The 13,794-nt window shown below is 44.4% G+C and carries 10 protein-coding genes; 5 read left to right on the top strand and 5 right to left on the bottom strand.

What is annotated here, in order from left to right; translation table 11 throughout:
* The first annotated feature begins 699 nt into the window (after positions 1–699).
* From ggt to panD, 3 genes are all read left to right on the top strand, one after another.
* Positions 700–2,427 carry a gamma-glutamyltransferase gene (gene ggt, locus QZW82_RS11990; RefSeq protein WP_293148334.1) on the top strand — a complete coding sequence of 576 codons (1,728 nt, stop codon included), beginning with the start codon at positions 700–702 and terminating at the stop codon, positions 2,425–2,427.
* Between the two features lie 413 nt (positions 2,428–2,840).
* Complete coding sequence (locus QZW82_RS11985) at positions 2,841–3,770, top strand: choice-of-anchor L domain-containing protein (RefSeq protein ID WP_293148332.1); 930 nt, start codon at positions 2,841–2,843, stop codon at positions 3,768–3,770.
* A gap of 1,036 nt (positions 3,771–4,806) precedes the next feature.
* On the top strand, positions 4,807–5,250 hold the full coding sequence (gene panD, locus QZW82_RS11980) for an aspartate 1-decarboxylase (protein ID WP_293148330.1): 444 nt from the start codon (positions 4,807–4,809) through the stop codon (positions 5,248–5,250).
* A gap of 230 nt (positions 5,251–5,480) precedes the next feature.
* Here the strand turns inward: panD and QZW82_RS11975 are convergent, their stop codons facing one another.
* Both QZW82_RS11975 and QZW82_RS11970 read right to left on the bottom strand, forming a co-directional pair.
* Complete coding sequence (locus QZW82_RS11975) at positions 5,481–6,563, bottom strand: pentapeptide repeat-containing protein (protein ID WP_293148328.1); 1,083 nt, start codon at positions 6,561–6,563, stop codon at positions 5,481–5,483.
* A 108-nt stretch (positions 6,564–6,671) separates the two neighbouring features.
* Entirely contained in the window at positions 6,672–7,520 is an 849-nt protein-coding gene (locus tag QZW82_RS11970; protein WP_293148326.1) for an alpha/beta hydrolase, read from the bottom strand.
* Positions 7,521–7,678: 158 nt separating this feature from the next.
* Here QZW82_RS11970 and QZW82_RS11965 point away from each other — a divergent pair, with 158 nt between their 5' ends.
* On the top strand, positions 7,679–8,146 hold the full coding sequence (locus QZW82_RS11965; protein WP_293148324.1) for an aspartyl protease family protein: 468 nt from the start codon (positions 7,679–7,681) through the stop codon (positions 8,144–8,146).
* Positions 8,147–8,317: 171 nt separating this feature from the next.
* On the opposite strand, the gene QZW82_RS11960 is transcribed toward QZW82_RS11965, so the two are convergent.
* Positions 8,318–9,040, bottom strand: a complete 723-nt coding sequence (locus QZW82_RS11960; protein ID WP_293148322.1) for a DUF3120 domain-containing protein — start codon at positions 9,038–9,040, stop codon at positions 8,318–8,320.
* Positions 9,033–9,617 carry a hypothetical protein gene (locus tag QZW82_RS11955; protein ID WP_293148320.1) on the bottom strand — a complete coding sequence of 195 codons (585 nt, stop codon included), beginning with the start codon at positions 9,615–9,617 and terminating at the stop codon, positions 9,033–9,035. Before QZW82_RS11955 ends, QZW82_RS11960 begins: the two co-directional genes overlap by 8 nt.
* Positions 9,618–10,078: 461 nt before the next feature.
* Here QZW82_RS11955 and QZW82_RS11950 point away from each other — a divergent pair, with 461 nt between their 5' ends.
* On the top strand, positions 10,079–11,281 hold the full coding sequence (locus QZW82_RS11950) for a ferrochelatase (protein ID WP_293148318.1): 1,203 nt from the start codon (positions 10,079–10,081) through the stop codon (positions 11,279–11,281).
* A gap of 175 nt (positions 11,282–11,456) precedes the next feature.
* On the opposite strand, the gene QZW82_RS11945 is transcribed toward QZW82_RS11950, so the two are convergent.
* On the bottom strand, positions 11,457–13,793 hold the full coding sequence (locus QZW82_RS11945) for a tetratricopeptide repeat protein (protein ID WP_293148316.1): 2,337 nt from the start codon (positions 13,791–13,793) through the stop codon (positions 11,457–11,459).
* Position 13,794 lies beyond the last annotated feature (1 nt).

Genomic DNA, 13,794 nt, shown 5'->3' with positions numbered 1-13,794 from the left:
CAGAGTTCGGTAGGCTATATGTAGCAGGCCAATAGCTATAGCCTTTATCAAATATAACTGCTTAAACGTATAGGGTTCTCTTGGCAACAACGTCCGCGAATCTTTATGAGAACCGCTATAATTAGTGAAATTCGACGTTGCTTAATCAGGGTATGAAAAAAATAAGTTTAAAATCCAAAAGCTTTGTGGATAATGGTTTCTATGACAAAACTATTTAGCTTTTCATACCGTAAATCAGCAACGCAAAAAAAATCCAGCCTATTATGCAGATAGGACATTGAGCCTTGAAAATAGCCAAATTTTTGATCGGAATGTTTATTAAAAAAATAATTAATGTAGCTCTGCTAGCATCTTTACCGCTCATCTGCAACACTTTTGGCTATGAGTGTTTTTGATAATCCTTAATATTTATGATAATTTAAATTAGAACATAGTGCAATACGGTTTACTTAAGATAGTCCGAAGAGAGGAACCAAGCAATCTCCATATCTATTTTTCATAGGGTTTGACCCCCCAGGGCGGTATACCAGTAAACGGTATTGGAATATAGTGTGTTTAACAATTACCCTACTGAACATATTTGAATTTGGGTAAACTTGTGGGTGTTAATGATTCTGATCTGAAGTGAAATTAAATCTATGTCTTTAGGATGATGTTATTTAATTTTCACTGTAATATTCACCGACAAAGCGGGGGGAAATGTTGTCAAAGTCAAGGGACAAAGTGCGTATTTATACTTGTTTCATAACAGTAATACTGTTAGGTGGGTGCCACCAGCAGCTACAGCCAAACTTGCAGCAGCAGCGCAGCAAACAGGTAATGGCAGTTTCGGCTCACCCCCTGGCGAGCGCTGCGGGGCACAGCTTGCTGGAACAGGGAGGCAATGCGGTGGATGCGGCGGCTGCTACGGCTTTGGCGATTTCGGTGGTGGAGCCTTTTTCGGCGGGTATCGGCGGCGGAGGTTTTTTGCTGCTGCGGCGGGCGGAAACGGGAACTGTGCAAGCGCTGGATTTCCGGGAACGATCGCCCAAACGAGCAACGCGCGATATGTATTTGGACAAGCAAGGCAAGGTGCGGTCAAGGGCAAGTCTGGACGGGCATTTGGCGGCGGGCATTCCGGGTACTGTGGCTGGACTTTATACGGTGCACCGCGAGTACGGTAAGTTACCTTGGGCGGCGGTGGTGGCTCCGGCGATCGCCCTTGCGGAAAACGGTTTTCCTGTAAGTTCCCGCTTCACAAAGGCTACTCTGCAACGAAAGGATGCGATTAACAAGAATCGGGCAGCCCGGGAGATTTTTACACGCGGTGACGTTTTATACCAACCGGGGGAGGTTTTGGTACAGCGAGATTTGGCGCGGACATTGCGACAAATTGCACAAAATCCCCAAAGTTTTTATCGCGGAGATATTGCGCGGGCGATCGCCACTGACATGGCTAAAAATGGTGGCATTATCACTCTCGAAGACCTGAAAAACTATACGCCGATTTGGCGAAATCCGGTTTGTGGCAAGTTTCGCACTTACGAAATTTGCGGGATGTCACCTCCTTCTTCCGGTGGCGTTCATTTGTTGCAAATCCTCAATATTCTAGGCGATACCGATCTCAAGATTTTGGGAAGGAAAAGCCCGGATGCACTACATTTGCTGGCGGAATCGATGAGGATTGCCTACGCTGACAGGGCCGAATATTTGGGCGATCCAGATTTTGTCAGCGTACCTGTCAAAGCTCTGACTAGCAGGAATTATGGGAAATTTCGCCGATCGCAAATCGAAATTTCCAAAGCCAAACCTTCGAGCGAAGTAAAAGCTGTTGATGCTAAAACTTTGAGCCGCTTTGCCTACGAGTCGCCGGAAACTACGCACCTGACGGTAGTTGACAAAGAGCGCAATGTTGTTAGTTTGACGTTTACGGTAAATGGCGGTTTTGGGGCTGGGGTTGTGGCGGCGGGTACGGGAATTTTGCTCAACAATGAGATGGATGATTTTGCTGCTGCGCCGGGAGTGCCAAATTTGTTTGGTTTGGTGGGCGGTGAGGCAAATGCGATCGCCCCCGGGAAGACTCCTTTATCCAGCATGACACCGGTTATCGTGACGGAAAATGGCAAATTTCGCCTTGCTGCGGGGGCTCCTGGAGGCAGCACGATTATTACCACGGTTTTGCAAATTGTCCTCAACCTGTTGGTTTACGACATGAATGTGGGCGAAGCTGTGTCTGCGCCTCGGGTGCACCATCAGTGGCAGCCCGATCGCCTGATGGTGGAACGCGGAGGTTTTGAGGCTGGGACGGTTGAGGAGTTGCGGAGGCGGGGACATCAGATTGTCGAACGATCCGGCTGGGGAAATGCAAATGCGATCGTCCAGACTGATGACGGTTGGTTGGAAGGGGCTGCCGATCCGCGCGGGGAAGGAGAAGCAAGGGGGTTTTAGCGATCGGTCATTAGTCAAGAAGTCATCAGTCATTTGTCATCAGTCATTAGTTTTGATATCAGGTGAGGTCGATCGACCCCACTTGATATCAATTGCGGATTTACCCAAAAACCCCGGTTGTTCAGCAAAATCTTTGGTCAAGGGCGATCGTAAACCTCATAAAAACCAGGTTTCTTGGGTATCCTGTGCCTACTTCCTCAAATTATTAGTCTGTGTACGTATATTTTGGTATTAGTATTTTATCCTGAAGTTTATTGATTGAATAATTGCTAAGAAATACCCAAAATATTAACCATCCAAGCCGTAAAATTACGTATATGTAAAGTCATTGTAAAGGCACTAGACATTGATGCTTATCTAATGTAAAAATGAATTTAGACATTAAACAATCTTAGTCTTTTAAACAAAAATATATGATAAGTTATCACAAAATTGCTGCCTTAACAGCTACCTTGACTGCTGCTCTGAGCTTTTTGGCATCACCAGTAATGGCATTTTCGGTAGGGGCAACTAATAACACTGAGATTTTGAAAAATAATTTGTTAGGAAATAACATAGCAGGATTGAGTGATTTCTCTGTTTTAATTACCGGAAATCAGGCTGCCTTTGGTACTTTTATTAATGACCCTTTTGGTTTGCAGTCAGGCGTTGTTCTCAGCACTGGCAAAGTCACCAATATACCGGGCCAGAATCGGAAACATAACCTAATGACCAACGGCAGCGATCTAAACACGGACTTTGGAGTAAAGGGCGAAGCTGGGGATTTAACTCAGCTAGACCTCAGATTTTTTGCTGACGACACTGCTGAAAAATTGTTTTTTGAGTATGTATTTGGTTCAGAGGAGTTTCCTGAGTTCGGCGGTTCTGAATACAATGACGATTTTGAACTGTTGCTGAATGGTCGTAACTTAGCAAAATTGAGCGACGGGAAAACAGTTACGATTAATAATCTCGTTCCAGAACCAAATAATCGCTCTACAGATCACTCCGACTATATTAACAACCCAAGTTTGACAGGTATTGCTGCTAACATCATTAAGCTAGACGGTTTTACTAAAGTTTTAGGGTTTGAGGGTTTGCTCAAGCAAAATCAGACAAATGTTCTCAGCATCCGCATGAAAGATGTGGGCGACGGTAATTTTGATTCGGCTGTATTTATTAAAGGCGGTTCTGTGGGAACGATAAAAGCTGATACAATTCCCGAATCGGTAGCTGTAGTGATGAAAAACAGTTCTGTGGAGATGGTAGAAGCTGAGCCAGTTCCAGAACCGATGACGGTCGGAGGTTTGATGGCGGGAGGTGCTATGCTGGCTGCTGGACGAAAGTTGCGCCGCCGGAAATAATCAATCACCGAAGCGTTCAATCAAAAAAAATCAAGCTCGTTAAGTATAGCTTTTCTCAAAAAGATGAGGTATGACTGACAGCTTATATAACCCATTTGACATCTTTGAGGCTGCAAGCTTTTTAATCATCAGCCAATCAAAGACAGATTAACTTTCGTGGTGTAGGGATGAAGCATTTGGGCGAAAATCCCTCATCTTTCACCCGATGTTTGATGTCCAAATGCTTCATCCTCCCCAGCGTCGGCGATTTAAAAGATCTCAAATGGGTTCTATATAACCACTTAAACCAAGAAGGGCTCTCTTCCCAACAACGTCCGCGAATCTTTATGAGAACCGCTATATGTAAAATTATTAGTTTGCAAACCCAATCAATTTTCCAAGTTTTGACATAATAATTGTGAGAAAAGCCTCCCCCAAAAGCCTAAAAAGGTGAAAAGTCAGATCCAACTTGCTGTACATTTCTTGGGGTAGATTTTGGGAGTGGAAAATTCGCAGCCGGCTATAGATATTCTTAATTCAGCGTGGCAACCACTAACCCCAATCAAAACAGTTACAATTGAGCGAGAATTCCCAGCAGGTAATTACCTCAAGCGTGTGAAAATCCAAGGATTTGACAATGACATGGAAGTATTCCAGGTAGTACACTGAAGGAAAGGATGCAGTAAGCTACTCTTAGAGAAAATTGTTTGCTATAGCAATCGTAAATGAGTCATAGATTTTTTACCCCACCCCAACCCTCCCCGAACTCGCGGGGAGGGAGCAAGAAGAAGTTCACAAATGATTTACGATCGCTATAGCCTTTCTCAAAAAGATGAGGTATGACTGGCAGGTTGTATAACCGCTGAAACCAAGAGGGCCCAAGCCCAACAACGTCCGCGAATCTTTGTGAGAACCGCTATATATTGGTTATATGACAGTAGAAATTCTTCAATTTTAGATTCGAGACTCAAGTTCAAGCTCCCAAATTTAATGCTGCAAGTAAATCTAAAATATAAAATACAAAATCGACTGACATATACAGTACAGGAAAAAAACAATGGCTAGAATTAGATTGATGCACGCTAAGCTACATGGAGTGCGCGTAACCGATGCAAATGTTAATTATGTAGGCAGTGTCACCATTGACAATGAATTGATCGATAAGGTGGGAATTCTGCCTTTACAGGAGGTGGAAATTTGGAATGTTAGCAATGGGAACCGCTTGTCAACCTATGTGTTGCCAGGAGAGCCGGGAAGTGGTATCATTTGTCTCAATGGTGCAGCATCTCATTTGTGCGATCCTGGAGATTTTGTGATTATTGCTGCCTATGAAGAATGCGATCGCGCTGAGGTATTTCGCACCGGGCATGAGGCGCGAGTAGTAATTGCCGATGAACACAATCGTTGTAAAAAGTTTTTCTACCAGACTTTAGTTCCCGGCGAGGGCAAACTTTTGTTTCAATCTGAGACAACCGAATTACCACCAACAACGAATTCCTAACAATTTATCACAAAAAAGTAGGACTTACGCATGGGAACCCAGAAACCGGGTTTGTTACCGATATTAAAGACTCCCAGCGAATATTTGTGTGAAAAAACTTTGAAGAGGACTAAAGTCCTCACTACGAACCTATTTTATGGGGGTTGTTTTGGGTGACACTATCTAAGTTGGGAGTAACAATTTGCCGAAACTAGATTTTTGGCTTCAGAATTGAGGAAAAACTCAATCCTTTAACTGTGTACGGTACCGTCGGGCAAGATTGTACCTGTTAATCTAGCTCCTGTGAGTTTTACCATGACGCGATCGCCATAACCGATTTTAGCACCCGTCAAATCTGCACCGCTCAAGTCTGCACCGCTCAAATCCGCTCCAATTAAGTTGGTTTCTCTCAAGTTGGCATTAATCAAACAAGCTCCCAATAGGTTAGCCCTGAACAAGTTAGCTTTCTGCAAATTCGCCGCTGTGAGGTTGATGTTGTGCAGAAAAGTATCGCTTAAGTCAGCTTCACTCAGGTTGGCATTGCTCAAGTTTCTCCCAGAAAAATCCTTTTCTTTTAAAGAAGCTCCTTTGAAGTTGGAACCGCTCAAATCGGGAGCTTGCGGCGCAGCTTGGCGGTAAGACTGAGATGGCTGCGGTTGCTGCGATTGGTAGCGCGACGCATCTGAATAAGGCCCAGTCGGATTTGCAGCATAGTTTCCACCATAATTTCCCGCATAATTTCCCGCATAATTTCCTGAAGAGGGCTCGGAAGAGTAGCGCGGTTCTTTTGGAGTTGCTGGTGGTGGCTGGGTGTTTCTGTACTGAGTGTTTTGTTGCTGGGTATTTTGTTGCTGGGTATTTTGTTGTTGGGTGTTTCTATACTGAGTGTTTTGTTGCTGGGTGTTTTGTTGTTGGGTGTTTCTATATTGAGTGTTTTGTTGCTGAGTGTTTTGATACTGAGTATTTTGATACTGAGTATTTCTGTACTGGGTGTTTGGTTGCTGGGTGTTTTGTTGCTGGGTGTGTTTGTGCTGGGTGTTTTGTTGCTGGGTGTTTTGTTGCTGGGTGTTTTGTTGCTGGGTGTGTTTGTGCTGAGTATTTTTGTGCTGAGTGTTCTGATTTTGACCTCTTGGCTGAATCGATCGCAACTGTTCGCGAGCTTGATTAATTTCCTTAATCTTTTCTTCAGCTTTCTGGAGTAATCTAGGATTATCTTTAGGGATGCGATCGGGGTGCCAAATGAACGCTAAATCCTTGTAGGCTTGAGTAATTTCTTCTCGGGAAGCTCCCGGTAATAGTCCCAGCACTCTATAGTATTGGTCGAGGTCGTTCATGATACCACCTTTCGCTTTAAGAAATTAGGAATTAAAAATTAAGATCGGAGCAAAAGCTGCTGTAAAAGCTTGCTTCCCCGATCGTACATTGGATGAACAATAACTCAGCTATGCCGCTGCTGGCAAAAAGTCTCGGATTAGCTGCAAATATGTTGCGGCATCCTCCAGCATCGGAAAGTGAGCTGTATTGGGAATTATAACAAATTCTACTTTTTTGCTCAGGGAGGCTGCTTGCTCTCCCATGACGGCGGGGATAATTTTATCGAATTCTCCAGCTACCAGCAGTGTGGGCACGCTCAACCGTGCAAATTCCTGGGGCATTTCCTCGGCTGCTCTTTTGCTGACTGCTGTCACCATTGTACCGATCGCAGCTTCCTCGTCTGCCATTAAGAAATCCTTGAGAAATGCTAAACTGACGGCTGTTGGTAAGGAACGGCGCAAAAACCGAGCCATAAAGATGCGATCGACAAACGGGATAGAAGCCAGCCAAGACGGGCGAAATTTGACCACATAGCCGCCGAATTTGTGAAAAGTTGTAAAGGCTTTCTCATCGTATTCAAAAATGCCGCTGCAAGTGAGAATGGCTTTTTCTACTTTTTCGGGGTAAAGGTTGAGAAATAAAGTAGCAACGGATGCTCCTGTAGAGTGAGCATTCAGAAAGACTCGGCTTAAATTCAGGGTTTGTAATAATTCGGCTAAGTCGTGGGCGTAGGTTTCAAGCTCGTAACTGGACTCAGGAGGTGATGGCGGTAAGGGCGATCGACCAAAACCTCTCATATCGTACAGCAAACAATCAAAGTCATTGGCGATCGCCCGTGCAGTGCTTTCCCAGTAGCGGGCTGAGCCAGCCCAGCCGTGGAGAAATACCATAACTGGTTTGCCGCTGGGTTGGGCGCTATTGCCTGCTGTTATCCACTCGTAATAATGTTCTACACCGCGAACTGAAATGAAAGCCATGATATCAATTTTGGATTTTAGATTTTAGATTTTAGATTGTAACTCATCATTGTTAACTAAATACTCATCTCAAAAAATCTGGGTTGATCGAGGGCGATCGCGTCTGGTTAGCAGAAATCGTATAATGTCAGCAGGGAAAGATTCAAAGGTAATTTAATATGAAAGAATTAAATAAATTAGCATTGGATGGAATGAAGAACATGGGGGCAGTTACGACTCAGGTAAAGTTGACAAATGCCATAGATGAAGCTCTAATTAGTCGTGGATTACTCGCGCCTCGGTTGTTGCGTGAGTGCGAAACAGAAGCTCTAGTAGATACAGGATCGGTTTACCTAGTAATTTCAGCAGAAATGGTACAGCAGCTAGGTTTACGGATTATAGGACAACAAGTTGTTAAGTATGCTGATGGTCGTCAAGAAACCGTAGGAGTAACGGAAGCTATATTAATTGAAATTGAGGGGCGTAGGACTACCGAAGATGCTCTGGTGACAGGTGATGAGGTGTTGATTGGTCAAGTGGTTTTGGAGAAATTGGATTTGCTTGTGGATTGTAAGAATCAGCGGTTAATCGGCAATCCGAGCAATCCTGATTATCCTGTGACTTATATTAAGCGAACCGGGGGATAATAAACAATAGAATACCCAGCCACAACAAGTAAGGTGCGTCATTTGAGAAACCAAAATTTTTTGTATTAAACCGAAAACTGACGCACCCTACAACTACAAATGATTTATCAAAAAATCTGCGTCCAGCCACGTCAATCTTCCCACCTCTGCGATCGAAAATCTCCAAAAATCTCAAGCCGCAGAAGCAGCCAACCAAAACAAACCATCCACCAAAAGCGTGCTAAAAACTGCTCCGCTGAAGGCGCGCCAGTGCAGGGTAGGGCGCAAACTGAGCAAACCGACTGTTAGCAACACAGCGATTAAAACTAAAGCGCAACCAATGCCCCAAGGAGTGTCAATTTGCCCGATCGCACTTTGGAAAATCGGCATCGCAAATTCCGGTTCTGCGTGCATGACTTTGCGCCAGTAGGGCATCAACCCAGTTAAATAGAAATATAAGTCAGTAATAGCAGTGCCTAATAGCGAACCTAAATAAAAATACGCTCCAACTTTTCCCCAGGATTTGTTCAAGCACCAAATTGCAAAGGGCAAACCAATTGATTCTATCGGTAAGTGCAAAATTGGTTCCCATCTAAACCAGCCCCAATAGATGGAACCAGCCAGCCAACATCCGGCAAAGCCTAATAATAAGTCTCCCCAAACTTGGGTTTTGGGGCGGAAAATTAGGATTAAACTGAGCACGAACCAGGGAATTGTTGAGAGCAAGCTGATGGTTGGATACAAGCGAACTAATGGTGCTTGCACGAAGACGGGAATTGAGACTAAAAATGCTGAGGCGCTAAATATTAACCACTGTTTAATACTGTTTGTTCTGCCTGAAGAAAGAGGATTTTCTAAGCGAGAAACTGTGACAATAGGTGCGATCCCTGAGGATAATAAATTAAAATTAAACAACTGATTGGACTCCGTAATGTTTCAATAAGTGAACTAAAAATGCGCCTGCGGTTGTGGGTGCGGCTTTCTCAATCCCGGCGGAGGTTTGGCCCATTTGCCAGCCTTTTGCCGTTTGGGGTTCGCGCCATAAATCCAAATGTGCGATCGCTGGATCTGCGTAAAAGCTGTCTCCACCGCTGCCGATAATTGCCGAGCTCCAGTGTGTGAAGCGATCGTGGCTGATGCGGTGGATGGGAAAATTGCCCCCTAGGGGTACTCCCCAGCCGTCTAGGGCAAAAAATGCCCCAACTTTGCCGCCGATTTGCTGCCACATCCAAGCTGCCCCGATCGCCCCGGCTACTCCTGCCGAAAAGCTGACAAATACTAGACTTTCTCCGGCTAAGTCTTGGCTGCACAAAAAGTGCAATATGTCAATGGCTGAAAAAGGCGGATGTTTATGAGCGGGAAAAATCTTGACAGGGTAAAATGTTTGGGTATTTTGCCGGGGTTCTGCATCTCCCCAAACTTCCGAAAGTCTCTCTAGGAAACAATCCGTTAGTTTTGGGTCGTGGATTCCGGGACAAATTACCAGTCTCATCGTGCTTTCATAAAATTAATTACGAGCTTAACATAACTTTACTTTATTGTACACCATAATTAATTATATGCTATGCAGGGGGATAGGATGTTAAACTGATAACAGAGTCGTACTTGAAGAATATCCCCCCAAAATAAACGCTGGGAACGCTCCGATACACCGAAACTGGAGACAAGGTGAGGAAGTCTTAAGAAAACATAAAACTTAATGCTCTTTGTCTCTGACCCTGCGGCGTATTCTCTTGCCTTTCCCATCAGATTCCGATCCCCCCTAGCAAAGAGAACCCACCCCCAGCCCCTCCTTGGAGGGGAGCAAGAGGGGGGACAGGAGTCTACTCAAAGTCCCCCGACCTAAGGGGGATTTAGGGGGATCTCCGGGGAGTCTAGAAACTGGGTTTCTCTTCGCAATTCTTATTCATCCTTCCTGCGACTCTCCAAATCATTCAAATTGAGGAATATAAAGTGGTTGCTTCTCCCGAAAAAATTGAATTCAAAACATCTGCTGCCCCGGCAAACAGCGATCGCGTAGCTGTCTTACTGATGGGTTACGGCGAAGTCGAAAGCTACGACGATTTTGCCAATTACAACGAACAAGCTTTAAACTTACTGACGGCAAAGTTTGCGCCAGTACCGAATTGGATTTATCCACCGCTGGCGAAGATTCTGGCAATTTTTGACTTGCATGAATGGAATCACCAACACGGTCAATTTGTGTCGCCGCACAATGCAATTTTTGAACAGCAACGGGCTGGGATTGAGCAAAATTTGCAGGAGAAATGGGGCGACAAAGTAAAAGTATTCAAAGCTTTTAACTTTTGCGCGCCGTTTTTGCCGGAACAAGTAATCCCGCAAATTAAAGCACAAGGATTTGACAAAATTCTGATTTATCCGCTGTTGGTTGTTGATTCTGTTTTCACCAGTGGCATTGCTGTGGAACAGGTGAACAAGGCTTTAGCACAAACCTTTGATGGCAAAGAACATTGGGTAACTGGACAGCGCTACATTCCTTCTTTTTACGATGAACCGGCTTACATCCAGCTAATGGCGGATTTGGTTGAAGCAGAAATTAAGAACGATTTAGCAGTAGCGCATTTGCCTTCTCAGATTGGGATTGTGCTGATGAATCACGGTTGTCCGCACAAAGCGAAGGGCTTCACTTCGGGTATTGTGGAAAGTCAAGCTTTGTACGATCGCGTGCGGGAACGTTTGATGTATCGCTATCCTTTGATTTCGGTGGGCTGGCTGAATCATGACACACCGCTGATTGAATGGACGCAGCCGGATGCGACGTTGGCTGCGAAGAATTTGATCGATTTGGGTGCAACTGCGATCGTGTTTATGCCGATCGGATTTGCGACAGAAAACCACGAAACTTTGTTAGATGTAGACCACATTATTGAGGGTTTGCAGAAACAGCGTCAAGGAGTTACTTACCGCAAATTGCCTTGCGTAAACGACCATCCTGAGTTCCTGAAAATGGCCGCAGAGTGGGCTAATCCGCAGATTGAAGCCTTGTTGAGTGAAATGGCAGTGGCGGTGAATCCGAATTTGGTTGTCCGCGATCACGTACATTCTCATGGCGATCATGGGCATAATCATGGGGATCACGGTCATTCTCACGGGGATCATGGGCATAATCATGGTGGGCACGGACACAATCATTAATTAGGATTTTAGAAACCGGGTTTTTTGCGATAATACTGCGTTGAAGACGACAGATTAAGTAAAAACCCGGTTTTTTTTGTGGGAGTGTGTGAGTTGAGATTGATTAATGAATTTAACCCTTTAAAAATTCTACTATTTTAATGGCAGGGTAGTAGGTATCATCAGCTAATTGCCCTTACTGGTTGCTTCCATCAAGATTACCTAAATTAGACAAAATTTCTGTATACTCTTGCGGGAAAGCCTCAAGAGTTCTAACTGTTAAAGCATTTTCATAACACTTTTTCGCCAGTTCGATATTCTGTGCTTTATCCCCCCTGATTCTGTTACTGTAGGCTAATCCCAGATTATTTTGCGTCGTTGCCCAATATTCGGGAAAAGCTTCAAGGGTATAAACTTGTAGTGCATTTTGGTAAAATTCGATCGCAACTTCGATATTCTGTGCTTTATCTCCCATGGTTCTGTTACTGTAGGCTTCTCCCAGATTATTTTGAGTCATTGCCCAATATTGGGGAAAAGCATCGCGGGTGTAGACGGTTAATGCAGCATTATAAGATGCGATCGCCCATTCGATATTATCAGCCCTATCTCCGTTGATTCTGGAATAGTAGGCATTTCCGAGATTATTTTGAGTCATTGCCCAATATGGGGGAAAAGCATCGCGGGTGTAGACGGTTAATGCAGCATTGTAAGATGCGATGGCCCGTTCGATATTGTCAGTCTTCTCTTCCCTGATTCTGTTGCTGTAGGCTACTGCCAGATTATTTTGAGTCATTGCCCAATATTGGGGAAAAGCATCGCGGGTGTAGACGGTTAATGCAGCATTGTAAGATGCGATCGCCCGTTCGATATTGTCAGCCTTCTCTCCCCTGATTCTGTTACTGTAGGCTACTGCCAGATTATTTTGGGTTTGAGCAAACTTTTCGCTTCCCGGTTCCCGATTAGTTAAAACTATTTCATAACCAGTAATCGCAATTTCCAGATTATTCGCTCTACTTCCCAGCGGAAAGTTACTAATATCCATACTCAAACTTTCAAGCGTGGCGAGAATTGACTCAATTGCTTCTGGATTTTCGGCAATTAACTTCTCTGCCACTTGATATAAAGTTTCGGCAAAACGGTGATTGAGGAGATGTTGCCGTCCGGCCAGCATGGCGTAAATTATTTTTATATCACTATTGCTATCTTGTTCTGCTTGCAATAATTCTAGGATAAAGTTTGCATACTCTTGCGAATTTTCACCTTCAGAGTCATCGCTATCTCCCTGATCCCTCGGATCCAAGAATTGCCCTAGCTGACTAGCCAGATTTCGCAAGAAACTCGCTGGATTTTCCTGTCCTTTCCCTGCCAAAGTTGCCGCTACTGACTCGCAAGTTTCCAGAAATCCACGATCTAATAATTCTGAGTTATTCTGTAATATCTGCGGTTCGTCTCCGTTGGGGAAAGCCAAGAGTGTCTGAATCAGTTGCAGATAGGCTTGGGTGCGGGTTTCGTCGTAAGATGCGATCGCCCCTTCCAAATTATTCGCACGATCGCCTAGAGGATATTGTTGGTAAAGATTCCCCAGTCGCCCCAAAGCAGCCGCCTCTCGTAGGCTATCCTTTAAACTCCTAGCAATTTCCAAAGACTGCTCATATAGATCGAATACCCGTTTCCACAATCCTAAGTCACGGTAAATATCACCTAACTGTAACAAAGTGTCAGATTCCGCCTGGGGTAAGTTCAATTCTCTTTGTAAAACAAGTGACTTCTCAAAGAAAAGAATTGCCCGATCGATCTCCTGTGTATCATCCTGTGTTTGGCCCGTCTTTACCCGGTTTGCATAACTATTAGCAACTCGATTGTATAGCGTTGCTAATGCAGGAGTTTCCATAGCTTGTTGTTCCAGACTTTCTACCTGATCTAACAGTTCATCTAGCGGTAAAGTCTCTCTTCTCTCAGACTCAATCAGCAGAGAAATTTCCCCAGTCTGGTTAACCACACCCGTTGCTTCCACCGCCGGTGCTACAAAGCGAAATACGCCACTCCGCCAACTCCAAAAATCCGGTGCTTTTATACTCAAACGACTCAAAATCTTCGGCGTAACCCAAATTACAATGGGATAAGGAAACTCTCGCAACCCCTCTCGCGTCCATTGCAAATAGCCGAAAAAACGGCTTAACTCCGATCGATTATTAGAGTCACCTTGTGACACAAAATCCATCAAAGCCTCCGTTCCCGTTACAGTAATTACGGCTGATGCGTGGGTTTTTTGTAACTCTGGGCAATCCTGAACCAGTTGCTCCAATGCAGCTCTTAGACTCGGTTCTTGTTGATTCAACACCACGCGATAACAGGGGATATTCGGAGTAAGTTCAGCCTCGTAACGATTAATGATCTGAGTTTGAAAATCTCCTGGTTTACAGGAGGCAATCAACAATGACAATACACCTTGACTTGCTTCAATTAAAGAAACAAGACCATCGTAACTATCCTCATTGATCGATTCATAGTCCACGATTTCACTGTCAAGCATT

The sequence above is a fragment of the Microcoleus sp. bin48.metabat.b7b8b9.023 genome, from assembly GCF_013299185.1.
Lineage (GTDB): Bacteria > Cyanobacteriota > Cyanobacteriia > Cyanobacteriales > Microcoleaceae > Microcoleus.
Note: the sequence above shows the minus strand (reverse complement) of the source record. Positions and strands in the feature narration are given on the sequence as shown.

Excerpts from the sequence above, each read along its gene's own strand:
- ggt (WP_293148334.1), top strand. The coding sequence starts at position 700 with ATGTTGTCAAAGTCAAGGGACAAAGTGCGTATTTATACTTGTTTCATA.
- QZW82_RS11985 (WP_293148332.1), top strand. The coding sequence starts at position 2,841 with ATGATAAGTTATCACAAAATTGCTGCCTTAACAGCTACCTTGACTGCT.
- panD (WP_293148330.1), top strand. The coding sequence starts at position 4,807 with ATGGCTAGAATTAGATTGATGCACGCTAAGCTACATGGAGTGCGCGTA.
- QZW82_RS11975 (WP_293148328.1), bottom strand. The coding sequence starts at position 6,563 with ATGAACGACCTCGACCAATACTATAGAGTGCTGGGACTATTACCGGGA.
- QZW82_RS11970 (WP_293148326.1), bottom strand. The coding sequence starts at position 7,520 with ATGGCTTTCATTTCAGTTCGCGGTGTAGAACATTATTACGAGTGGATA.
- QZW82_RS11965 (WP_293148324.1), top strand. The coding sequence starts at position 7,679 with ATGAAAGAATTAAATAAATTAGCATTGGATGGAATGAAGAACATGGGG.
- QZW82_RS11955 (WP_293148320.1), bottom strand. The coding sequence starts at position 9,617 with ATGAGACTGGTAATTTGTCCCGGAATCCACGACCCAAAACTAACGGAT.
- QZW82_RS11945 (WP_293148316.1), bottom strand. The coding sequence starts at position 13,793 with ATGCTTGACAGTGAAATCGTGGACTATGAATCGATCAATGAGGATAGT.